This is a genomic window from Desulfogranum aggregans (assembly GCF_055398265.1).
Genome location: NZ_AP042447.1, coordinates 3,263,972 through 3,287,228, shown reverse-complemented (window position 1 = coordinate 3,287,228; position 23,257 = coordinate 3,263,972). Strand labels below are relative to the sequence as shown.

General features: G+C 54.4%; 23 protein-coding genes and 1 pseudogene. 14 read left to right on the top strand and 10 right to left on the bottom strand.

Annotated elements, in window-relative coordinates; genetic code table 11:
* From ACZ52Z_RS14480 to fumC, 3 genes and pseudogenes are all read right to left on the bottom strand, one after another.
* Positions 1-1,191, bottom strand: a complete 1,191-nt coding sequence (locus ACZ52Z_RS14480) for an aminotransferase class I/II-fold pyridoxal phosphate-dependent enzyme (protein WP_464267487.1) — start codon at positions 1,189-1,191, stop codon at positions 1-3.
* Between the two features lie 3 nt (positions 1,192-1,194).
* A pseudogene (locus ACZ52Z_RS14475) lies at positions 1,195-1,482 on the bottom strand (ArsC family (seleno)protein); the annotation flags it as partial.
* 189 nt (positions 1,483-1,671) lie between these two features.
* Entirely contained in the window at positions 1,672-3,060 is a 1,389-nt protein-coding gene (gene fumC, locus ACZ52Z_RS14470) for a class II fumarate hydratase (protein WP_464267486.1), read from the bottom strand.
* A 186-nt stretch (positions 3,061-3,246) separates the two neighbouring features.
* Here fumC and ACZ52Z_RS14465 point away from each other — a divergent pair, with 186 nt between their 5' ends.
* Positions 3,247-3,426 carry a hypothetical protein gene (locus ACZ52Z_RS14465; protein ID WP_464267485.1) on the top strand — a complete coding sequence of 60 codons (180 nt, stop codon included), beginning with the start codon at positions 3,247-3,249 and terminating at the stop codon, positions 3,424-3,426.
* Positions 3,427-3,529: 103 nt separating this feature from the next.
* Here ACZ52Z_RS14465 and ACZ52Z_RS14460 read toward each other — a convergent pair whose 3' ends face one another.
* On the bottom strand, positions 3,530-4,279 hold the full coding sequence (locus tag ACZ52Z_RS14460; RefSeq protein ID WP_464267484.1) for a hypothetical protein: 750 nt from the start codon (positions 4,277-4,279) through the stop codon (positions 3,530-3,532).
* Between ACZ52Z_RS14460 and ACZ52Z_RS14455 the strand changes: the two genes are divergently transcribed.
* From ACZ52Z_RS14455 to ACZ52Z_RS14425, 7 genes are all read left to right on the top strand, one after another.
* A complete protein-coding gene (locus ACZ52Z_RS14455) occupies positions 4,278-4,511 on the top strand; it encodes a hypothetical protein (protein WP_464267483.1) in 234 nt (77 codons plus the stop codon). The two genes, ACZ52Z_RS14460 and ACZ52Z_RS14455, sit on opposite strands and share 2 nt — an antisense overlap.
* 94 nt (positions 4,512-4,605) lie before the next feature.
* Positions 4,606-5,568, top strand: coding sequence for an ABC transporter substrate-binding protein (locus tag ACZ52Z_RS14450; RefSeq protein WP_464267482.1), 963 nt, complete (start codon positions 4,606-4,608; stop codon positions 5,566-5,568).
* Between the two features lie 11 nt (positions 5,569-5,579).
* Complete coding sequence (locus ACZ52Z_RS14445; RefSeq protein WP_464267481.1) at positions 5,580-6,467, top strand: ABC transporter permease; 888 nt, start codon at positions 5,580-5,582, stop codon at positions 6,465-6,467.
* Complete coding sequence (locus tag ACZ52Z_RS14440; RefSeq protein ID WP_464267480.1) at positions 6,464-7,258, top strand: ABC transporter ATP-binding protein; 795 nt, start codon at positions 6,464-6,466, stop codon at positions 7,256-7,258. The genes ACZ52Z_RS14445 and ACZ52Z_RS14440 overlap by 4 nt, the downstream gene beginning before the upstream one ends.
* Positions 7,259-7,275: 17 nt before the next feature.
* Entirely contained in the window at positions 7,276-8,268 is a 993-nt protein-coding gene (locus ACZ52Z_RS14435) for a hypothetical protein (RefSeq protein ID WP_464267479.1), read from the top strand.
* Entirely contained in the window at positions 8,265-8,996 is a 732-nt protein-coding gene (locus ACZ52Z_RS14430; protein WP_464267478.1) for a DUF3047 domain-containing protein, read from the top strand. The genes ACZ52Z_RS14435 and ACZ52Z_RS14430 overlap by 4 nt, the downstream gene beginning before the upstream one ends.
* 164 nt (positions 8,997-9,160) lie before the next feature.
* A complete protein-coding gene (locus ACZ52Z_RS14425) occupies positions 9,161-10,024 on the top strand; it encodes an EFR1 family ferrodoxin (protein WP_464267477.1) in 864 nt (287 codons plus the stop codon).
* Positions 10,025-10,053: 29 nt separating this feature from the next.
* Here ACZ52Z_RS14425 and ACZ52Z_RS14420 read toward each other — a convergent pair whose 3' ends face one another.
* The gene (locus tag ACZ52Z_RS14420; RefSeq protein WP_464267476.1) at positions 10,054-10,545 is read right to left on the bottom strand and encodes a hypothetical protein; all 492 of its coding nucleotides are present in this window, start codon (positions 10,543-10,545) and stop codon (positions 10,054-10,056) included.
* Positions 10,542-11,123, bottom strand: a complete 582-nt coding sequence (gene lepB / locus ACZ52Z_RS14415) for a signal peptidase I (RefSeq protein WP_464267475.1) — start codon at positions 11,121-11,123, stop codon at positions 10,542-10,544. The genes ACZ52Z_RS14420 and lepB overlap by 4 nt, the downstream gene beginning before the upstream one ends.
* 8 nt (positions 11,124-11,131) lie before the next feature.
* Here lepB and ACZ52Z_RS14410 point away from each other — a divergent pair, with 8 nt between their 5' ends.
* Positions 11,132-12,529, top strand: a complete 1,398-nt coding sequence (locus tag ACZ52Z_RS14410) for an ATP-binding cassette domain-containing protein (RefSeq protein WP_464267474.1) — start codon at positions 11,132-11,134, stop codon at positions 12,527-12,529.
* 23 nt (positions 12,530-12,552) lie between these two features.
* On the opposite strand, the gene ACZ52Z_RS14405 is transcribed toward ACZ52Z_RS14410, so the two are convergent.
* Entirely contained in the window at positions 12,553-13,446 is an 894-nt protein-coding gene (locus ACZ52Z_RS14405; protein ID WP_464267473.1) for a PfkB family carbohydrate kinase, read from the bottom strand.
* 340 nt (positions 13,447-13,786) lie between these two features.
* Between ACZ52Z_RS14405 and ACZ52Z_RS14400 the strand changes: the two genes are divergently transcribed.
* Positions 13,787-15,970, top strand: a complete 2,184-nt coding sequence (locus tag ACZ52Z_RS14400; RefSeq protein ID WP_464267472.1) for an HAD-IIB family hydrolase — start codon at positions 13,787-13,789, stop codon at positions 15,968-15,970.
* Here the strand turns inward: ACZ52Z_RS14400 and ACZ52Z_RS14395 are convergent.
* The gene (locus ACZ52Z_RS14395) at positions 15,967-18,354 is read right to left on the bottom strand and encodes a sucrose synthase (protein WP_464267471.1); all 2,388 of its coding nucleotides are present in this window, start codon (positions 18,352-18,354) and stop codon (positions 15,967-15,969) included. The two genes, ACZ52Z_RS14400 and ACZ52Z_RS14395, sit on opposite strands and share 4 nt — an antisense overlap.
* A gap of 391 nt (positions 18,355-18,745) precedes the next feature.
* On the opposite strand from ACZ52Z_RS14395, the gene ACZ52Z_RS14390 reads away from it, so the two are divergent.
* On the top strand, positions 18,746-19,765 hold the full coding sequence (locus ACZ52Z_RS14390; RefSeq protein ID WP_464267470.1) for an alpha-hydroxy-acid oxidizing protein: 1,020 nt from the start codon (positions 18,746-18,748) through the stop codon (positions 19,763-19,765).
* Positions 19,766-19,958: 193 nt separating this feature from the next.
* Here the strand turns inward: ACZ52Z_RS14390 and ACZ52Z_RS14385 are convergent, their stop codons facing one another.
* Both ACZ52Z_RS14385 and ACZ52Z_RS14380 read right to left on the bottom strand, forming a co-directional pair.
* Entirely contained in the window at positions 19,959-20,861 is a 903-nt protein-coding gene (locus ACZ52Z_RS14385) for a DMT family transporter (protein WP_464267469.1), read from the bottom strand.
* Positions 20,862-20,867: 6 nt separating this feature from the next.
* The gene (locus tag ACZ52Z_RS14380; protein WP_464267468.1) at positions 20,868-21,353 is read right to left on the bottom strand and encodes a YchJ family protein; all 486 of its coding nucleotides are present in this window, start codon (positions 21,351-21,353) and stop codon (positions 20,868-20,870) included.
* Between the two features lie 153 nt (positions 21,354-21,506).
* Here ACZ52Z_RS14380 and ACZ52Z_RS14375 point away from each other — a divergent pair, with 153 nt between their 5' ends.
* From ACZ52Z_RS14375 to ACZ52Z_RS14365, 3 genes are all read left to right on the top strand, one after another.
* Entirely contained in the window at positions 21,507-21,695 is a 189-nt protein-coding gene (locus ACZ52Z_RS14375; protein ID WP_464267467.1) for a hypothetical protein, read from the top strand.
* 14 nt (positions 21,696-21,709) lie between these two features.
* Entirely contained in the window at positions 21,710-22,369 is a 660-nt protein-coding gene (locus ACZ52Z_RS14370; protein WP_464267466.1) for a PAS domain-containing protein, read from the top strand.
* Positions 22,370-22,612: 243 nt separating this feature from the next.
* Positions 22,613-23,230: a nitrite reductase gene (locus ACZ52Z_RS14365; RefSeq protein WP_464267465.1), complete on the top strand. Its 618-nt coding sequence runs from the start codon at positions 22,613-22,615 to the stop codon at positions 23,228-23,230.
* The last annotated feature ends 27 nt before the right edge of the window (positions 23,231-23,257 follow it).

Here is a 23,257-nt window from a genome sequence, read left to right as displayed (position 1 = left end):
TTAAGCCGTTGCCAGGGCCCTGGCAATAATGCCTGGCAGCGGTGCCAGCTGGCTCCATTCCATGGCCGCATTGAGGCTGAGACGCAGACGGGAGGTGTTGGCAGGTACTGTCGGCGGCCGTACGGCTTTGACCCAAAACCCTTCAGTGCAGACCTTTTCGGCCGTGGCCACGGCAAGCGCGGCATCGCCAATCATCACCGGCACGATATTGCTTGAACCAAAAGTGGTTAATCCGGCCTGGGTCAGCTCTTCACGCAACCGGTCGGCCAGAACTGCAACCTGTGACCGTTCAGCTGTCAAGGTTGGGATCTGTTCCAGAATACAACAGAGCCAATGGGCATTGATTGGTGGTAAGCCGGTGGTAAAAATCTGTGATCGGGCAGTATTGAGCAGGTAGTCAGCCATCTGCCTGGTACAGACGATAAAGGCCCCCTGGGCACCGTAGGCCTTGCCGAAGGTTCCGGTCAACAACTCAACCTCTTTCTGCACGCCGTATTCCTCTGCCAGTCCGCAACCTGTTTGACCGCGAATACCTGCCCCGTGTGCGTCGTCCACGTAGAGCACCGCCTGCCATCGATTTTTGATCTCCACCAGGCGGGCAAGGTCTGCCTCATCACCGTCCATGCTGAAAATGGATTCCGTGACGATGTAGACCTGACGATACGATGCTCGTTCTTTAGTAAGAATACGTTCGATAGCGTCGTAGTCCAGATGCGGATAGCGGGTAACCTTGGCTCGGGAAAGACGCATTCCGTCAATGAGGCTGGCATGGCAGAGCTTGTCAGCCAGGATCAAATCCTGTTTTTCTGCCAGGGCCGGCAGAATGCCGATGTTGAGGTGGTACCCCGAGTTGAAAACAAGGGCGGCCTCGGTTCCGTACAGATCCTTCAGCCCCTGTTCAAGACGTTTGTAGGGCAGGGTATTGCCGGTCATGAGCCGGGAAGCGGTGCTGCCCATGCCATAGGATTCAAGCATGTTATCCGGCGTCATTCCGGCGAAAAACCGCCGGTGCAACTCACGGTTGGTCGCCAGACCCAGGTAGTCATTACCGGCCAGGTTGAGATAGTTTGTTTGCTCAATTTCAACGCATCCTCGGTCGCGATGGCGAAGGGGGATAACCTTGCGCAACTGGCCCTGTTGGTTGATGGCCTGCAGCCGCTGCTGCAGTTGCTGTTCCAGGGGGGATTCCATGGTCTATCCTACAAATTGGTTGTACATTTCGTCGTTGTAGCCGATGATCAAGCGGTTGCCGATTTTCAGGGCTGGTGCACGAAGGTTTCCGGTCCGGCCGAGGCACTGTTGAAGAATGGTCTCGCGATCATCAGTTGCCGGTGCAAACACTGAAAACTTTTTTCCGCGACCGACAACAATCTCGTCCGCACTCTGGAGCAGGCTCCAGGCGTCTTCCCCTTCTATTTTTTCCTTTCGTGCATCGGTTATATCCGTTGGTGAGATTTTTTTTGCGGTAAACACAGCCTGTGCTTTATTGCACGATGCTCAGCCCTTCCGCAGGTAAGCCCAGTCGATAGTCATTATCGGCACCTTGGTTAAAGTTGGTGGGGAGTAGAGAATGCCATACCAGTCACCATAGCAGAATGCAGGCAAGAATTCCAGTGTCTGCCACCTGCAGACAACAGGCCGGGGGCGATGCACTCTGTTGCATCGGCAAGCTTAAGATATGCTGACCATTTTTGCCGGGTCAACGTAAAGATCAAACTGTTCTGCGGTTAACAGTCCCAAGGAAACGGCGGCTTCCTTGAGAGAGAGATTTTCCTGGTGGGCTTTTTTGGCGATCAGCGCCGCCTTTTCGTACCCTATATGCGGGTTGAGTGCCGTTACCAGCATCAGCGAGTTGTGCAGGTAATGGCGAATGGGCTCTTCCTGGGCCTCGATACCGGCAACGCAATGGCTGTTAAACGAGCCAATGGCATCAGCCATGAGCTGCACGGACTGGAGGAAGTTGTAGATAATGACCGGTTTAAAGACATTGAGCTCAAAATTGCCCTGGCTGGCGGCAAACCCTATGGTGGCATCATTTCCGAATACCTGACAGGCGGCCATGGTAACCGCTTCAGCTTGGGTGGGATTGACTTTGCCGGGCATAATGGAGCTGCCGGGTTCGTTTGCCGGAATGCGAATTTCTCCGATACCGCACCGCGGACCACTGGCGAGCCAACGGACATCATTGGCGATTTTCATCATGTTAGCGGCCAGCGCTTTGACGGCGCCGCTGGCAAAGACGAGCTGGTCATGGGAAGTAAGCCCGTGAAAGGTGTTGGCGGTGACCGTGAAAGGCTTATCGGTTTGGCGGGCGAGTTCTGCTGCGACCTCTTTTCCGAATCCAGCCGGTGCGTTGAGCCCTGTGCCCACGGCTGTTCCGCCGATGGCCAGGGAATGAAGTCTGACCAGTCCCTGATCGATCTGGTGCATGTTTGAGGCGATCATCGCCTGCCAGCCGCTAATTTCCTGTCCCAGGGTGAGGGGGGTGGCGTCCTGCAGGTGAGTTCTACCTATTTTGATGACTGCGGCAAATTTTTCACTTTTTTCTCCCAGGGTGTGGAGAAATTTTCGCAGCACCGGCAGCAGCTCCTCTTCCAAAGCATACACGGCAGCAATGTGCATTGCTGTGGGGAAGGTGTCGTTGGAACTCTGCGAGCGATTCACGTGATCGTTAGGGTGAATATCAAGAACAGGGGTGGATTCTTGTCGGGCCAGCTGAATGGCACGATTGGCAATAACTTCATTAAGGTTCATGTTGGTCTGGGTACCGCTTCCTGTCTGCCATACAGAGAGAGGGAAGTGGTGGTCAAGGGAACCGGTGAGAATTTCGTCACAGGCTTGTTCGATGAGTCGGGCAATGGGGGTATCCAACAGTCCATGGCGACGGTTGACAACAGCGCACGCTTTTTTTAACCTGGCGTAACCGTAAATCAGCTCCAACGGTATCTTTTCATTGCCAATATGAAAGTTTTCGAGGCTTCGTTGGGTTTGGGCGCCCCATAATTTATCGGCAGGGACCGCAATTTCTCCCATGGTGTCATGCTCTATTCGAAAACCCATTTCTTCTCCTCCTGTTCGGTGATTCACTCGCTCGTTGGTCTGTGTAGAAAAGGAGTAAGTATGAACCCTGGAGCGAGCAAGGCTGCTGAGAGTGTTTGCTTCCCCATGCAGTAGGGACTGAACCAAGGGAGTGGTGGTGGGGTATCGGCGAATGCTGTGACCAAGTGAACCAGAAAAGGAGGATGTATGCGTTATCTGTTGGCAATATGTATGGTCTTGCTTGCCGGCTGTGCACCGACCATTGACTGCAATGATCAGACGCAGATGCTTTCAAACGATAGGGAATTCAGGTACCAGTGGCTACAACAATGTCGGGGTGTGAATCGCAAGGTGCGGGTAAACGGAGTACAGCCGTCGCAACAGTGATTGCAGTCACCTCGACGGCAACCGTGGTGGACGCGGCATGGAGCTGGCGTACCGGAAAGAACCCGGAGATCCTTTCCGGCGGTTGCAAACTGGGTTGGCCGGCTTAATACTGTTTGGCTTCCCGGTGAGTGATAGTGCGGTAGCGGGCGGTTCCTTGGTCGTCGTTTTCCAGAGGGGTGACCATAATCACCTGGCTGTTGTTGGAACGGATGGTTTTAATTTTTTCCGATCCGATCGTAATGACGGCTTGTTCATGCAAACAGGCACCGTCAGTGGTGGTGACGACGTCAACAAAGGGGTAGCTGCACAGTTCGCCAACGGTCAGGCTTTCACCGGGCAGGCCGAGGTGATACCAGCCTCTGTATCGACCGTCGTCGCCGGCCATCCGTAACCCTACGCCGGCCAGGGCGCCGATTATCCCGTCGCCGGTTCCTCCATGCTCTGAAAGGTGGACTCCGGATGCATGGGCCAGGTTATAGGCCTGCTCCTTATGCATTATCTGTCCCTTGGCACTGCGGCCGAAGGCAATTAGCGCACTCTTGTCAAGGCACGCATCATGTGCCGCTACACAGAGGCCGGGATCGGCCCCCTGTTCCGCTCGGTGTTCCAAAAAATCGCCCGCAAAATCGATGACCTGTGTAATATCCTTCCCCTCAAGGTGGAGTTCAAAGCACATGGCAGAATTATGGGAGGTAAAGGGAACATCCTCATGGACAAAAAGCTGATGACGGCTGATGGGCAGGCAGGTGCCCAGGTGATTATCTTCGATGTGCTCGCACAGCTCCTGGACGAGCCAACCGGTGCCTCTGGTTCCCGGCATATCGGTGTCATCGATGCAAACATAAAAATTCATGGTACTCCTTAACAGTTGGGGAGGGTGCAGTCCGCTGCCCACGGCTGGCATTGCGGGTCAACCTACCACCAGAGAAGAAGAAACGCTCAGAAGAAAAATAAATAACCAGGAGTTACTCTCGATGACACCTGGTGGCCGATCCACAGGCGCTGGGGAAGGAGGGGAGCTGTATGGAATGTTGGCTGGAACCCTGGTGAAAAAAGCCATTACCATTGCGGAAAATATATTATAGGATAAAGCCAATGCAGGGAAGAACTGCCGTGAATCGGGAGTGAGCTGACCTGCGTCAAACTCCGCTGATTATCCATTGTCTTGAAGGAGACGTCATGATTAAACGTATCACACTCATCTTTCTGCTGCTTATAGCCAGTGTCAACGCAGTGCAGGCCCAAACCTACACCATATCGGTGAACCAGTTTGTTGAACATCCGGCCCTGGATGCGGTTGCTCAGGGGGTGCGGGATTATTTCACCGAGCAGCAGATTGCAGTGGACTTCAAAGTCCACAATGCCCAGGCCAACATGGCAACTGCTACCCAGATCGCCAAGCAGATGCTGGGGGAGCAGGCAGACCTTCTCGTGGCAATCGCAACTCCATCGGCACAGGCCTGCGCCCAGGCGCTGAGCAAAGCTCCTCAGCAATTGCAGCGGCCTTTTCTGTTTACCGCGGTCACCGATCCGATCGCTGCCGGTCTTGTCAAGAATTTACAGCAACCTGGATCAAATATTACCGGCGTATCCGACCAGTTACCGATAAAAGAACATATCCAGATGGTCTTTGACTATAAACCGTCCATTAAGCGCCTGGGGGTGCTCTATAATGCCGGTGAGACCAACTCCACGTCTACGGTGGACGCTATCAGGCGCCTGAGCGACTCCATGGGCTTTACCCTGGTCGAGGCTACGGCATCGAAAACAGCAGATGTGTACCAGGCGGCAAAAAGCCTTATGGGAAGGGTGGATGCCGTGTTTATCCCCACAGATAATACCATTATCTCCGCCCTGGAATCGGTACTGAAAATAGGTATTGAGCAACAGGTTCCGGTCTTTGCCGCCGATGTTGACTCTGTTGCCAGGGGTGCGGTTGCAGCCATGGGGTTTGATTATTACAAGCACGGCTATCAGACCGGGGCCATGGCCCTGCGCATTCTCCAGGGGGCTGATCCGGCAGGTATCCCGGTCGAGTTTCAGCAGGACCTCCAGTTGCATATCAATGCTGTTTTTGCCGAAAAGATGGGTGCCGTCCCACCCCCCGCATTACTCGAACAGGCAGAGAAGGTTTACAACTGACAGGTGCGGTCATGACCTTTTATGCTGCGTTGGGGGCGGTGGAACAGGGGCTGGTGTTCGGGATTATGGTTATGGGGGTCTACCTCACCTTCCGCATCCTTGATTTTCCTGACCTGACGGTTGACGGCAGCCTTCCGCTGGGAGCCGCTGTTTCCGCCGTTGCCATATCCCATGGCCTCAACCCCTACCTTTCCCTGCTGCTGGCTCTTGGCGCCGGATTCTGTGCCGGACTCGCCACAGCCGTGCTCAACACCAAGTTCAGGATACTTCATCTCCTGGCCTCCATTCTGACCATGATAGCCCTCTATTCGATCAATATTCGGATTATGGGGGGACCCAATATTGCTCTGCTCGGCAGGGCAACCGTTTTCGATGCGGTGACGAATGTTGGCATTCCTCCTCACCTGGGTGGCCTGGTGGTTTTTGGTGGGTTCGCGGCTATGGTTGCCGGCGCAATGATCTGGTTTCTCGGTACAGAGCTTGGGCAAGCCATGCTGGCCACCGGAGACAACCCGCAGATGATCACCAGCCTTGGGGTGAATACCCACCTGATCATTATTCTCGGAGTCGGGCTGTCCAACGCTCTCGTAGCCTTCAGCGGGGCTCTGGTGGCGCAAAATCAAGGCGCAGCGGACGTTGGCATGGGCATCGGGACTATCATTGCCGGTTTGGCGTCAGTGATTATCGGAGAGACTGTTTTCGGGGCAAACAGCATTGCCAGGGCCTTTATCGCAGCGCTGCTCGGCTCCATCCTCTATCGGTTGGCCATTGCCCTGGCCCTGGGAGTTGAGTTGGGTGGATTTTCCTTTAACCCCAGTGATTTAAACTTGATAACGGCTCTGCTCGTAGTTGTTGCCCTGATCACGCCCAACATTAAAAAAAGGCTGATTCAGCGATGATTTCCCTTAACCATTGTCATAAATTTTTTCACCAGGGCAGTGTCAACGAAGTCTATGCGCTGCAAGACATCTCTCTGGAAATCAGGGAGGGTGATTTCATCACCGTGATCGGTTCCAACGGTGCCGGCAAGTCAACCCTGCTCAACTGTATTGCCGGTTCTTTTTTTCCCGACCAGGGAACTATCACCATCAATGGGTGCGATGTCACCCGCTGGCCAGAGTATAAGCGGGCGCGATTTATCGGCCGGGTTTTTCAGGACCCGATGCTTGGAACCTGTCCGTCCGCAACCATTGAGCAGAATCTCGCTCTGGCCATGAAGCGCGGGCGATCAAGGGGATTGGGAAAGGGCGTGAGAAAAAGGGACCGGAAAACCTTTCGTCAGGGGCTTGCTCACCTGAAACTGGGACTGGAGGATCGCCTGCTTGACTCGGTTGGCCTGCTTTCCGGTGGACAACGACAGGCACTGACCATGCTCATGGCGACCATGATCAAGCCTGAGGTATTACTGCTGGATGAGCATATTGCAGCACTTGACCCGAAAACAGCTGCCCAGATCCTTTCTCTCACCAATACTATTGTTGGTGAGCAGCATCTGACAACCATGATGATCACCCACAACATGCAGCATGCACTCGCCTACGGAAACCGACTGCTTATGCTGCATCAGGGGCAGATTATTCTGGATGTGGAGGGTTCGGAAAAAAGCAGGCTGGGGGTTGAAGACCTCCTCCAGCGTTTTTACACAGTCCAGGGAGAGGAGTTGGCGCTCGACTCCATGCTCCTTGCCTGAACCTGGTGAGGTGTTGAATGGTTGAGCAAAGATCGCGGCGGCTATTTTCCGATCTCTTCATTACGCTACTTTTTTTGGCGCTCTCGATCCTTGCTGGGTGTGCTGGACAGCGGCTTGCTCCCGGCAGTGAGCAGCAGACGGTAACCGTGCAAGCTGGCGAGAACGCCGGTGACAGACCCATACCAGTATTCACCCTGCATGATACGCAATATGGCGCTAACCGGATCGGTACCGTAGAGGCCGCCATTGCAGGCGGTCAGTCAGCGGTGGGCATCAACAGCGCGTTTCCGACCTTTTACACGGCAACCAAAGCATTCACCACCGAGCGCGGCAGCTATATCAACCATATCTATCGGGTCCACTTCGAACGGACACCTCACAGCCTCTTTCCCTTTCATCTTACAGCCGGCAAACATCCGGGACTGCTGGTCATCATAACCGTTGACGGGTACCATCATCCACTGCTGATCACCACTGTGCATACCTGCGGCTGCTACGTGGCGGTTATCCCCACTGGTTGGCTCGACCCTGCACTCTACCCGGAGGACTGGCCGGCAGACCATCAGTCCGTTTATGGGGAAAAGCTGCCAGCTCGTCTTGGTATGATAACTCGCCAAGAGCAGGTGGAGGTCGTTGTTCGCCCCGAGGTGCACCGGGTAATGGATGTTCGGGTGGTGGACAGGGCGTCCCTGGACCAGCGTCCCGTGGTGTATGCTCGGGAAGGTTCTCTTCACTCCCTCCGTCACCTCCCTTTGCCGCATGGAGGGGAGACCAGCTGGTATTATCGCAACTGGCCGCTGCGTGGTCATGTCAAAGGAGCGGTCAAGTGGTGGGAGATGCTGCTCCTCAGCTTGCCCAGTCTTGACCTGCTGGTTGGAATGGACAAGGATTTTGGGGATACTGAACTTACAGGCAACCCCTTTTATACCAGCCTCCAGCCGTGGTATCGTCATCAGTCCGATCTGAATAATTTCTCCGGTTTTTTACGTTTTCAAGGGTGGAAATTGTGAGGGGCGCGGTCTGGGGTTTTCTCCTCCACGGGCTGATGACCCTGCTTTATCTGTTGCCGGGTGCAATGGCGAGCGCATGGGCAGGGGAGGGGGTTTTTCTTGACGAGCAGTTTGACTCGCTTTCGCGGTGGAAGCCGTATACCTTTCCCGGGATTGCCACCCATTCAAGCTATTCCCTGGATCAGCACGGTAAGGATTCCTGTCTGCTGATGGAAACCCGGGCCGGGGCCTCAGCACTGATCCTTCAGGACCGCTTCAATGTGTATGCCTATCCCAATCTCTCCTGGCGGTGGAAGGTCAGTAATATTTACCGCAAAGGGGACAGCGGTTCACGGGATGGTGATGATTATCCGGCCCGGATTTATGTGCTGTTCAGCTATGATCCAGAACAGGCGTCGTTGGGAAAAAAGTTGCAGTATGAGGCGGCACGTTTATTCTTCGGCGCTTACCCTCCAGACAGCTCCATTAATTATATCTGGGCCAATCGCGAGGATGCGCCACCGGTGATCACCAACGTTTTTACCGAACAAGCAAAGATGATACCGGTCAATCGCGGTGAACAGGGTCTTGGTGCCTGGCAGGAGTTCACGGTGAACATGGTGGATGACTACTTCAGGGCTTTCCAGCGCATGCCACCTGCGGAAGCGAGCCTGGCGGTGATGATTGATGCCGATAATACCGGTGAATCCGCCACGGCATGCATTGGTTTCCTGCGGATTTTTCGTTGATTCACCGACTGGTTCGTGTACATCACAGGGAAAAGCATGCCCCAGTAGACCATTTGGGTTTGTAGAGATTATTTCGGCCCGTCAAGAATACGGCGTGCATTGCATGGACGCAAACACATTATTAGTAGACGGCGGCAGGTCCGCCATTTTGAAGGAGATCTAGTATGAAGGTTGGAAAACGTATACCCTGTGCCCACGCTATCGCCTATTTTTCTCCGGCCGGCTCAACAGAGCGGGTAGCGCGTACTCTCCGAGACCAGTTACTCGACCTGCAACAGGAGGCAGTGCTCTTTGACCTGTCCCGGGGACAAGAGGAGGTGGTGGACCGGTTGGTTGAGTATTGCCGCCGACCGGAGCCATGCTGCCTTTGGATTGGCTCACCTGTCTATTGTGATCATGCGGTTCCGCTGGTGGAGGCGTGCATCAGGCGTCTGCCCAGGGAAGAGGCTCGCTACGGGGTGCCCTTTGTCACCTGGGGAGGGGTGACCAGCGGTCTGGCCCTGGTGGAGATGGGCGAGCTGCTTCACCAGCAGGGCTATCTCCTGCTAGGAGCGGCAAAAGTGCTGGCCGTCCATTCTTCCATGTGGGGTGCGCCGCAGCCACTGGTACAGGGACATCCCAACGAGACAGACCTGGACATTGTGCGAACAGTGGCACGCCGCGTGGTAGAGAAGGTGGAGCGGGGCGAAACAGTCGAACTTGCACTGGATGTACTGGACTATCTCTCCCCGTGGCTGCGGGCAGATGCCGCCGGTAAAAGTCTGGCTGGAGCTAAAGCGGCGCGCCCTCCCCTTGAGGCGGACAATGTGCTCTGTACCGGTTGCGGTGTTTGTCTGGAGTGCTGCCCGGTGCAGGCCATTTCCATGGAGGGGGTACCACTGATCAATGACAAGTGTGTGCTGTGCATGCAGTGTGTCCGGAACTGTCCGGAACAGGCCTTTCCGTTTGACCATGCTGCGACCGCACGATTGATCGGCGATATGGCCGCGGCAAGTGATGAGGACAAGCAGAGTCAGGGATTCTGGTAGGAAAAACGACGTGGAGTGATCCTGGCGGGCTAGCGTTCCAGGACCTGTACCAGGGTTACAGCGTCTATCAGCCATTCACCATCAATGTTGGTCAGGTGTAGGGCTATTTCGCCAACATCGGTCATGGTGTCGCGACCGCTTGTTGTGGTGAGGTGCAGCGTTGCCAGTATCTCTGCCTGACGGTTATCACCGAGGGTGATCAGCGTGTCGTAGAAGGTAAGGGTAATTTCCTGGTAGCGATTGCGCGCCATAAACACGCTGTCGATGATGTCCTTGCGGGTATAGGTTCCCTGTTGCCCGTACTCCTCCAGGCTGAGCGAGCACTGTTCGGCAAAGAGGCTGCCGATCTCGGCCGCTCGGCTGAGCGCTTCAAGCCCCTGCTCCTGTCCCTGTTTGGCTATCAGCTGTGAAAGTGCGTCAAGTCGACGCTGAACCTGCCTGGCGTCACTGGTCAGGAAGAGCCACACCACGACAGCCACACATACTACTCCCCCTGCGGCCAGAACATAGTTTTTTTTCACCAGATCACCTTTCCGACGATGCGGTTTTTCGTAATTTGTCCAAAACGGTGCTGCGCCATATCTACCCCGCGGTTATCGCCCACCACATACAGTGAATGCTTGTTGACGGTCCGTGGAGCAAGCGTCCAATCCGAAGGATACATTTGTTGAGGTTCCTCGACCGGTTGTCCGTTGATTAGCAGCCTTCCATCCTCAAAGGCTATGCTTTCCCCGGGGAATCCGATAACTCGCTTCAGGAGCATGACTCTGCTGCCGGCAAAGCGGAAAGCGACAATATCAAACCGCTTGGGCGGACTGTACAGGTAACTGAGCCGCCAGCAAAAATGAAAACTGCCGTCACGTATGGTCGGCTCCATACTGCTTCCCTCCACCCGTACAGGGATGAGGAGGTAGCGAAAGACGACCAGGCTCACCAGGGCGACAATGAGTATCCGCAGGCCGACAGCCCTGGTGAGCGGTGGAAAGAAAAAGGAACGTATACGGGAACGAAACATGGTGCATGCCGATGTGGAAAAAGTGTACCTTACCACTATAGCTTCTGCGGCCGCAGGAACAAAAGAAAAGGTTGACCTGTGCACGAAAAATCATGATCAGTATACAGAAATTCAAGGGACAGGGAATGCATATTCCCCATTTTCACGCCTCGGGTGGGGAGGGGTGGTGTCTGCTCGGAGCCAATACTTCGGGTGTTGATTACTTTGCAGATACCATTGCCGAGCCGGCCGCCGGTGCGGCCGCCGTCGAGTGGACGGTTCCGCAGTCGATCGGGGTGCTTACCTTCAGGCGGCAGCAGGCACTGTTTGAGGAAGAATTGCGCAGGGATGACACAGATTTTCTTCAACGCATCGATCCAGGTACCCCTGCGGCAGCTTTTATCACTGACATTGACCGATACTGCGATCTTATTGCTGTCTGCAACATGACCGGGTCGCTACATAAAGGGTACCGCCAACTCAGTTCCGGCCAATCGAGAAAACTTTGCCTGCTCAGTGAGATCAGTCGCGGTGTTCGGTGCCTGGTCGTGCAGAACCCCTATGATGGCATTGATCCCGAGAGCTGCAGGGACTTGGATCGACTGTTTGCTTCGCTGTTGGACCAGGGTATGCTGGTCATCGTCACCATGAACAACAGCATCGACCTGCCGAGCTGGTGCACCCATCTGGGCGGTTTCTCCAGTGAGTCAATTATCATGCAGGGGAAAAGGGAAGAGGTGGTGACGCTGCTTCCCCGGGTGTTTGAGGAGACCTGCCCTGAGTTGGAGGTCTCGGTTGCCGAAATGGAGAGGGAGCGTCTGCTTAGCAGGGACGATACTCCCGATTCGGCGCTGATTCAGCTGGTTGACGGGTTTGCCTCCTATGACGGACAGCCTGTTTTCAGCGGTATCAACCTTACCGTTCACGATGGTGAACACACCTTGATTACTGGTGCCAACGGGAGCGGGAAGTCAACCCTGGTGCAGCTCATTACCGGTGATCACCCGCTCTGTTACCGCAACCAGCTGACCCTCTTTGGAATGCAGCGTGGAAGCGGGGAGTCGGTATGGGATATTAAACGGCACCTGGGACTGGTGAGCCCCGATCTTCACCGTAATCACCATATTCCAGGATCAAGCCTGCAGGTGGTGCTTTCCGGCCTCTTTGATTCCATCGGCCTCTACCGAAAGCCGACCAGGGCGCAGCAGCAGTTGGCGCACAGATGGCTTAGGCGAGTGGGGATGACCGACATGGCCAAAAAGCCGTTTCGTCAGCTAACCTATGCCCAGCAACGGCTCCTGCTCATTGCCCGCGCACTTATAAAGGTGCCTCGGCTGCTGATTCTTGATGAACCCACCCAGGGCCTGGACCAGGCCAATCGAAACGGTCTGCTTGACCTGTTGGAGCAGGTGGCCGCGGATCGGTTATGCACCCTGCTCTACGTGAGTCACCGAGAGGATGAATATCGAAGTTTTTTTCAACAACATCTGGTCATGGGAAGGGACAGCTAGGTCCAGACCACCCAGAGAAGTTGTCATCCGTCGTCCCTGGACCAGTGGTGAAGCAGGTCCGTATATGGTTGGCGGTGATTGATGGTAGCCCCTTGGCGGCCGACGATGAGCGAGGCAAACTGCTGACCGCGCGCCAGCATGGTCTCCAGAGGCCACCCTTGCATCAGGCCAAGGATACAGACCGAGCTCAAGGCATCTCCGGCGCCGACCGTATCAACAACAGGCACCTTGTTGGACGGACGTACCTGGTAGGTTTCTCCGTTCCGGTGGTGGCACGATGCTCCTTGGGCACCCTTGGTCAGGATGAGGAGTTCAAGGTCACAGGTGGAAAAAAGCTCTTTGATGCGTTCTTCCGCATGGTGATGATGAGGGTAGAGTAACTGGAGCTCATCCAGGTTCATTTTTACCCACCTGGCTGCTTCCAAAAGAGCCAAGACCGTGTTGCGCTGCCACCACGGACTCCTGAGGTTGACATCCATAAAGAGCGGGCAGGAGCAGTGGTGTTTTACCTTTTTCAGGGCATCCTGTGCTGATTTATGCCACAGGGCCAGGCTGCCGTGGTAGAGTAAAGCGTTCGGTCCTGACAAGTGTAATGGCGTTGCCTCAATAGCGCCGTATGCCTGGTCGGGCGAGATGTGGAAATGCGGTTCGCCATCGACCATGGTCACGGATACTGTGCCGGTGGAACGGTCCGGATCTATCTGGATGGCGTCGGTGGCCATTCCCCATTCGGTGAGGGTACCAATGATACGCTGACCTCTCTCATCAGCACCGACCCGGGTGATGAGTTGCGGTTTGAGGCCAAATGCCTGGAGGTGCCAGGCAACATTAAATGGAGCGCCTCCAAGGACTTCAGCCCCGTCCGGGAAGCAGTCAAACAAGGTTTCGCCAAAGATAACCGGTTGTGGAGAAGACATAGGGTGTACCTGGTGGTTGGTAGCATCAAATCGGGAGGTAGGTGCCCGGCGGTAGTAGGTATTGATAAAAACAATATTATAAAATATAATATTGTCAAATACTAAAACAAGTGTCTCCACTACTCTTTATCTCAACACGCTGATTGACTGATGCAGGTACCTTTTCCAGTCTGGCTCTCTGGGGAACGGCCTCGGGGCAAGTTTCTTGTCTATCTGCATGGTTGCCCCAGGAGAAGATTCTCCTGAGCCGACAAGAGAAAAAAGGCATACGGTGCTCGAAACCGGGAATACGGTGCGGCGCTTTTGCCTGCAATCAGCCAACAGCAGGAGGGAGCTTATCATGACTCAGCACGGTTTATACATTCAGCTCATCAGTCTTCATGGTCTTATTCGGGGCGATGCTCCTGAACTCGGCCGAGACGCCGATACCGGCGGACAGGTGAAATATGTGCTGGAACTCGCCAAGGCTCTGGGGGCGCATGATGATGTTGCCCAGGTTGACCTGGTCACCCGGCTCATCGACGACCGGAGTGTGGATGATGTGTACAGTCAACCCATCGAGGAGTTGACGGAGAATGTCCGCATTGTACGCATACCTTTTGGAGGGAAAAAATATATCCGCAAGGAACTGCTGTGGCCGCACCTGGAAAAATTTGTCGATAAATCGATTCGTTTTCTCACTTCCCAGCAGCGTGTTCCCGATATTTTCCATGGGCATTATGCTGATGCCGGTTACGCTGCAATGGAACTCGCCGCAGCCTTTGATACCCCCTTCCTCTTTACCGGCCATTCACTGGGGCGGTCAAAGAGAGAAAAACTGCTGCGCGATGGTCTCAATGAAAACCGCATCAACCGGCAGTATAAAATCAAGACGCGTATTGAGGTGGAAGAGGAGATCATCGGTCGTGCCGACCACATTATCACCTCCACCCAGCAGGAGATAGACCTCCAGTATGGGATGTACACCACCCCAAGGCGGGAGGGAGTGACGGTGATTCCTCCAGGTATAGATCTGGAGACCTTTTATCCCTTCTACGACTTTCAGTTTGATGGGGACCTGGTGGATGAAGAGATCAAGCAGACCAGGGTTACGCTGACCAATGAACTTCATCGCTTCTGGACAGTACCCGACAAGCCGTTCATCCTTGCGCTCTGCCGGCCTGACCACCGAAAAAATATTTCCGGTCTTCTGCAGGCATACGGTACCAGTAAAGAACTCAGAACCATAGCCAACCTTGCCATTTTTGCCGGCATTCGCAGCAACATCAGCACTATGGAGGAAAATGAGCAAAACGTACTCACTGATATGCTGCTGCAGATGGATCGTTATGATCTTTACGGCAAGCTGGCGATTCCCAAGAAACACGATTTTTCTACGGAAGTACCGGAGTTGTACCGGATATGCGCCGAGAGTAAGGGGGTTTTTGTTAACCCCGCGCTGACCGAACCTTTCGGTCTGACACTCATAGAGGCTTCCGCATGCGGATTGCCAGTGGTGGCTACCGATGACGGTGGACCGAGAGATATCCTCAGCAACTGCGAAAACGGATACCTGGTGGACGCGGCGGATCCGGAGAAAATTGCCGAAGGGTTGCTGAACGTCCTGGTGGATGAACAGCAATGGACGCTGTATTCCAACAATGGGATAAACGGGGTACGAACCCATTATTCCTGGCAGGCTCATTCACAGCGGACAGTGGAGCTGATTCAGGAGCTGCTGCCCCAGCTCAAGTATCCTTCCCAGCAACTGGAGCAACCGCATGCGGAGTCGAGCAGGGCTTCTTACGGTAAGCGGCTTACGGCCGTTAAACACCTGTTGATAACTGATATCGACAATACCCTTATCGGTGATGATCAGAGTATGCAGGAACTCTTCAGGGTACTCAGCGAGCGGAGTGAGCATCTTGCGTGGGGAGTGGCCACAGGAAGAAGTCTTGAACTGACCCTTGAGGCCATGACCGAATATAACTTCCCCATGCCCGATATCCTTATATGCTCGGTCGGAACGGAGATCTATTACGGCCCCGATTTACGCTATGATAAAGGGTGGCAACAGCATATATCCTGGCAGTGGAAACCAGAACGAATCAAGGAGGTCCTGGGTGCATTGGACTATCTGGTGTTTCAGGAGGCCGAGGGACAGCGGAGCCATAAAATCAGCTACTACCTGGAGGAGAAGGAAGGGCGACTTGCTGCCATCGTCGGTCGGCTCAAAGAGGAAAAGCTGAAAAACAAAGCCATTTACTCTCACGGTCAGTTTCTTGATATCCTGCCGGTGCGTGCTTCCAAGGGAAAGGCCATTGATTATGTTCGCTACAAGTTTGACTTCCCGGTCCGTAATGTCATGGTCGCAGGAGACTCAGGTAACGATGAGGATATGCTCTCCGGCCATGCACGAGGGCTGGTCGTGGGCAATCATAGCAGCGACCTGGACAGACTGCGCGGCAACCGCAACATCTATTTCAGTGACGAAAGCTATGCTGCCGGTATCATTGATGGCTTGCACTACTATGGATTTCTTTAGCGGAGGCTTCTGACCGCTGCAGCACGCGGGCGAAACTGGAGGTGATAGAACATATCCAGGTATCGCTGGGTCTCTTCCCTTTCGAGGTTGGTCGCGTATTTCCAGAAACCGTAAATGCAGGTCAGGCTAAGCAGTCGCTTGGCATAGCGCCTCCAGGTGTAGCGTTGCTCTACCCTTTTCACGGCAGCTTCTGAGACCTCCAGCCAATGGTGGTCATCCGCCTGACACTGCTTAAAGAAACCAGCCATTATGTCAGCGGCCTGCAGCCCGTTGTTGGGATCGATATGGTATCCGGAAATCGTATTTTCGATGATCTCCAGGGGACCGCCATAACAGGTGGCAAAGGTGGGCAGGCCTGAGGACATGGCCTCAATGACCGTAAGACCAAACGCCTCAAAAAATGCCGGCTGGACAAAGGCGCCGCGTCGGTCAGCGACGTAGCGATAGAGTTCGCCGGTCAGGTTTTTATCCAGCCGGTGGCCGACCCAACGCACACACCCATCAAGTGCGTACTGATCAAAGAGGCGGTGCATCCGGGCGATCTGTTCCTGTTCCTCGCTGTCGCTGGAGGCGGCGGGGTCAACTGTTCCTCCGATAAGCAGGACATCTGCAAGCTCCTGCAGTTCCTGGTGCTGGCCATACCATTCCACAAAGCCGGTGAGGTTCTTGATATGATCAAGTCGGGCCATGGTAAACAGAAGCGGCCTGTCACGCCTTTCCAGCTGCCCCCTGGTGCCCTCGAAATCTTGGCCGTAGACCAACTGTTCTATTTCTTCGTGCAGACCAAATAACCGCTTTTTCTTTGCCGTGTAGGGGAAAAAAATCGTTTCTTCCGCGCCTGGACTGACGATGTTGAATTTGGGGTCATAGACATCTATCCCTTGAATAATGCGCTGTAGTCCTGGCATGGAGAACGAGGTGTAGCTTTCGTACTGGCCCACAATGTCACTGGAACCGGCAATTTCCTGATAGGTGGAAGTGATGATGAAATCAGCCGAATTCATAGCGATCAGGTCGGCGGTAAACTGGCAGGAAAAATGGTACTGGCTTTCCATATCCTGCCAGTAAAGCGCGGAGTAGAGATACTTGGTTTTTTCCAGGGCGTGGGCGATGGTGCAATGGGTGACCCCCAAGCTGCGGGCCATCAGGTAGGCGGCAAGGTTGCCGTCGGAATAGTTGCCGATGATCAGGTCCGGACTGCGGTCGAGCCTGGCCAGGACCTCGGTTTCCGCCTCCCGGGTAAAGGATTCCAGGTGGGGCCATATATCAAAACGTGAGATCCACTGCGGTATGACGGTGCCATCCTCCTGGCGAAAAGGGATCCGCAGAATATAGGCGTTGTCCGTTCCCTGGACTGGTTCTTCGGGCATGTTGCAGGTCGTCTTCCCTGCGTCAGGGATGAGTCGGGTGAGGATCAGGATCTGCGGAGTGATGTCCAGCCCTTGATTGTAGATCCGTTTTTTCATCTCTTTTTCCAGGGCGCGCACCTGGTCAAGAATGTATACCACCTGACCGCCCGTATCGGGCAGACCGAGAACATTACTCTGCCCGAAGTAGCCGTGGGGTGACAGGATGACCACATTGAAGATCATGGGGATCCGGCTCAGGAACGCCTCCAGGTTCTGGTGATCAGGCGCCTCGAGTAAGTCGGCCAGCAGGCGCATACTGGTTTTCACCTGCGGGAGTGTCCTGCCCCATCCCGGTTCAAAACCAAGTGCCCTGAGGTCATGCTGCATGTCCTGCCATTGGACATGTTCCGGGTGCTGCTCCAGGTAATCGTGAGCCCTCTGCAGCGCCTTGCGCAGGACAGTGACCGACGAAATGCTGTCGTTGATCATGAAGGGGGTGCCGCCGTAGCCGTGGACAGTGAGATAGGAAAAGATCAGGTCGTCGCCTTTACTGAGCTTGTTCCCCAGTCGACTGGAAAATTTGCGGTTAAGAAACTCCACCCCATGGCCTATGGAACGGGTCTGACTCATTTTGGGAAAATCACGCTCAAAAGGGGCAAAGTCTATTTCCAGTATTGGCCCGTCGTAATGGGCGTTGACAAGATGCTCTTTGAAGGCGAGAAATTCCGAGACGGTCACCTCCTCAAAGCGCATGGATTCAAAGTGGTATCTGAGGTAAGTCCAGTGCGCTACCCGCGGTCTGATATCCAGATAGAGCCAGGTATCGTTCAGCGCCGCTTCCTGTGTTTTTTTCAATGCTTCGGCCAGCGGCGACTGGAGGAAAGTGTCCTGTTGAGTCTCCCTGCAGTAGCCGACAAACTCATCCCAGAGTTCACTGCCGAGAAAAAGCTGTTTTTTGCTGGTCTGGTATCGACGAAAGAGGCTGTAAAAGCTGTCGCGGTTGGTGTTGGCAAAGGTGTTGAGCGCTTGGTGCATAGACCCCTCGTGGCTGAAGTGCAGACGACTGGTTATTCTTTTGGAGCAGGTACCGGGTTCACCCTAAATAGTTTTTAATAAAACATTATTGTACAATAAAATAATTCAGGAAAGCAATATTTTTCAACCGGCTGCTCTCCGAGCTGGCAGATTGCGCCCAAGGAGGCCGATATGGCCGCAGTGCTTCCCCGGTGGAAAGGCGTTGACAACTGCGGCTGGAAATCTCTATGTTGCCGGAGCATACGTTTGAGCGATCAGGGAGCAAGCACTCTGCTGGCTGCTCTAGATATGGATACCCGAAAAAACCAGAATGGCGCCCAAAGGACAGCGCGTTCCGCGTGGAGCGCGCATCTACAGGGGCACCGATGATCAAGGAAGAGGACAAAGGAACATGAAGGATATTCGCGACAATGCAAGAAAACTGATGGATCCTTACTGCAAGGTGTGCCCCACCTGCAACGGCAAAGCATGCTCGGGCCAAGTCCCCGGCATGGGGGGCCTGGGCAGTGGAAGTTCGTTTGCCAATAATGTAAAGGCGTTGGAACGCATCTGCTTTCACATGCGCCTGATCCATGATGTGATCGAGCCGGATACACGGGTCACGGTGCTTGGCAAAGAGTTGGCTCTGCCTGTGGTTGCCGCGCCCATTGGCGGGGTCTCCTTCAACATGGGTGGCGGGATCAGTGAAGAGGAGTACGCCCAGGCGATTATCCATGGTTGCCGGGCGAAGGGTACCATCGGGTGCGTAGGGGATGGGGTTCCCGAGTTTATCTACCAGGCCGGATATGCAGCTATCAGTGCTGCCGAGGGTCATGGAATACCTTTTATCAAGCCGTGGGAGGATGAAGAATTTTACGAAAAACTGGAACTGGCCAAGGCCACCGGGACCGAGATAATCGGTATGGATATTGATGCTGCAGGGTTGATTACACTGCGGCAGATGGGCCGCCCCGTATCCCCCAAGCCGGTGGAGAAGTTAGCGCAAATGATACAGGAAGTGGGCATGCGCTTTATTCTCAAGGGAGTAATGACGCCCGATGAAGCAGAGTTGGCAGCAGAAGCCGGTGCAGATGCCATTGTGGTATCCAATCATGGCGGTAGGGTCCTCGACTATGCGCCGGGGTCGGCTGATGTTCTTGAGGTCATTGCGGACAAGGTTGGCGACCGACTCACGGTTTTTGCCGACGGCGGCGTACGTTCAGGAGCCGATGTGCTGAAACTGCTTGCCCTGGGAGCGGATGCGGTGATGATCGGTCGTCCGTTTTCTGTGGCCGCTGTGGGAGGGTTACAGTCAGGGGTGGAAACCTATCTGGATACCCTGCTTACCGAACTGAAGCAGGCAATGGTACTTACCGGAACGGCTACGGCAGCGGCGGTTGACAAAGGCATCATCTTTCGGCCTCAAGGGTAGACGCGGCGGCGGGAGCTCTTCCAGGGAGGGCTCGCTGCACGGATCAGGAGGGAGCCTTGCTTGCACGCCGGGTTCCCTCCTTCCAAGGCGGTGCACCAGAGAGCTGTGGTTTGGCCTGCATCCAGGTGGTCATGGGTATTTCAGAAAGAAGGCAGCCCTGTTACACCTGGAAGGATGATCAGCCACTGCTGAATCAGGTGGTTTGCCGACGATTGGCGATCAGAATGCCGGAGACAATCAACACCGCACTGCCTAGATGCAGCATCCCGATTTCTTCGCCCAAAAAAAGAAATGCCAGCACGCCGCTGAACAGCGGAATCGTATAGTATATGAACCCTGCTTTAGCCGGACCGATGATGATAATGGCCTTATTCCACATGACAAACGCACAGAGGGAGGCAAATATTCCTATATAGAGGATGGAGAAGAAGGTGGAAGCGGAACAGGCAGGTGCGGGGCCTGTCATTCTTTCCCAGAGAAAAAATGGTAGAAGAAAAAGCAGGCCGAGAGTGAAGGTACTGAGTTGAAAAGCCCAGATACTCATATGCTCCGGCTGCCGTCTGACGAGCAGGCTGTAGACGGCAAAAATTATTGATGCACCCAGCATCCACAGGTCACCTACGGCAAAAGATATCCCGGTCAAGACCTGCAGTTCTCCTCGAGTAACCAGCAGCAACACGCCCAAGGCAACCAGGACGATTCCCGCGACCTTGGCACCGGTTATCGGTTCTCCATACAGCCACCGAGAGAAAACAATGATAAACACCGGAAAGGTTATGGCGATCAGGGACAGGTTGAGGGCGCTGGTGGTGTGTCCGGCAAGGTAAATGAGGGTGTTGAAAACGGTGACCCCTAAAAAAGCGGTCAAAGAAAGGTAGCGTATATGCTGCAGGAGGAGCATTCTTTCCGTGAGCACCGCCCGGTAGGCAAAGGGCAGGAAGACCAGTACAGCTACCGTCCATCTCCAGAAAGCCAGACTCACGGGAGGTACATCAGTGCTCAGGCCTCTGGCGACGATAAAGTTGCCCGACCACAGAGCGGTTGCGCCAAGGGCAAACAGGTAACCGGTGAGGGCGCGCTTTCCTGGACTGAGCATATTCCTTCACCGACCACAGCATTGTTTAAATTTTTTCCCGCTGCCGCAGGGGCAGGGTGCGTTTCTGCCTGTCTTTTTTCGGGGGACTGCTTCCGGCAGAGACCGATCACCACTGTTGTCCACGCCTTCAACATAGAGCCACTGCTGCTCCTGTTGAACAAAACGACTGGATTCGTGCAGGCGGTGCGTAGTGCCATTGATAAGTGCGGTTGCGGTGAACGTAACGGTGCCCTCGACGTCTCCTGGCTCGCCTTTTTCTGTATGGTGGATGGTTAAGGCGGTCCATTCCGGAAGAGTATCCGGAGTAATGGTGTGCGGTCGGGTTGCAGGGTGCCAGGTTTGCAGGATGTATTCCGTGTTGCGAAGGACATAGGCACAGTAGCGTGAGCGCATCAGTTCCAGCGCAGTGGAAGGTTTTGCCGTTCCGGCGAGGAACGGCTGGCAGCAGGCAGAGTACAACCGGCCGGAGGTACAGGGGCACAGGTGTAGCATAGGGGGTATCCTTGGACAGTGGGAAACGATTGCTTCCCCTTACCCTATAATTGGCCGTGCGTCTGCTTTTTTTCCATTGATTGGTCATTTCCTTTTTCAGGACACAGGGAGCCGGCAGGCTAGGTTGGGGGCGCCGGGTCGGTTGTCTCTTTGATGGAAAAAAGAACCACCCTGCTTCCGGCGTACAGTCCCACGAGTCTCCTGAGGGAACAAAGGGGGGGTGCCGATGTGGAAAAGAGTGGACAGCACTTGAAAGTCTCTGGTAGAGAAGGATTTTATCGCTATTGGGAAGCGATCTCAACCGAAGGCCTGGCCGACACCGCCTTTGATACAACTATGTGAGCAGTGAAAAATCTATGTCAGCAAAGAACCATACCCGCCGAACCAGGGCAGGCGAGGAACGTGGCGAGTTCGCAGGGGAAGGGTATCTTACCGCTATTCTCGACGCCTTTCCGGCACCAGTACTGATTGCCGATCGCAGCCTGACCATCGTTGATGCTAATCCTGCTGCCAGGAACCTCTTTGCTCGACAGGATGATGGGTTCAGCCAGTTTCTCTGCGGCGAGTTTATTCAATGCGTCAACTCCCTGCATCCGGAACATGTCTGTGGTGAAACCGAGCGCTGTGCAGATTGCCTCCTGCGACATGTCGCCTCCACCGTGGCAGCGGAAAAACAGCAGTTTCGCGTCATGACCAATATGACCCTCCTTACCGAGGGAAAACCAACCGCATATACCTTTTTGATCAGTGGCTCATTATTTTCCTACAACAGCAAAGAGCTGATTATCCTGACCCTGGAAGACATCACCGAACTGGCACAATTGCGGCAGATCATCCCAATCTGCTCCCATTGCGGAAAGCTGCGGGACGATCGCCATTACTGGCAGGGAGTAGAGGAATATTTCGAGAAATACAGAAATGTCCGGTTTTCCCATGGAATTTGTCCGGATTGTTTTGTCGAACATTATCCGGACTTTGCCGACAAACAGGATGTTTCTCCCAAAAAAAAGAAATAAAAGAAATACGTTGGGCATATGGTACCCCGACGTCCTGATCGGCGAGTCTCCGTCTGGGGGAGGTGCCCGGCCACCTGTACACTTTGGCAACTAGCAGTGTTGTGAGCGTTTTCCATGTGCGATTTTCGGTGGATATAAACATTCCGGTAGACTGGATCGGGCCATGTCTTTATAGTGGAAAACAGGTGGTCTGCCCGAGGTGCTGATCTGGGAGACCGGAGAACAACAATACCGTGAATCGCAATGAGTGAAGAAAAAAAAGTTGGTATAATCGTACTTGTACCGGCAGGCCGTCTGCCCCTGGATATAATGCACGCTGCCCAGCAGCTGGCTGAACGGCACGGGCTTGGCGTCTACCTGACCCCGGCACAGAACCTCCGCTTGACTGATGTGCCGGAAAGTCTGGCGCCGGAGGTGAAGCGGGAACTTGCCGAGTTGGGAGCTGCGTTTAAAGGTCCAGGACAATTTCTACTGCCCAAAGTTTGTGTCGGTAAAGACCAGTGCAACCTGGCCCTCATCGATACCGTGGCATTGAATCAGAAAATACTGGATCGCTTCGGTAAGCTGGAAAAGGTCAAAGGTAAGGTGAAGCTTGCGGTTTCAGGCTGCACCATGTGCTGTTCCAATGCCAAGCTGAACGATATTGGAATTATGGCTACCAGAAACGGGTATGAAGTGTTTGCCGGCGGAAAGGGAGGCCCCTTCCCCAAAATAGGTCGCCGAATCGCCGCTGGTGTTGAGGAGGAGCGGGTGTTGGATATCATCGGTGAACTGGTGGCGTTTCATGGCCAGAAAACCCAGAAGAAACAACGGATGCATAAGTTACTGGATGACCCCGCGTTTCCTTTTGCTGAGGTCTAGTGACCCCGTGCATGGGCATTGATCAAG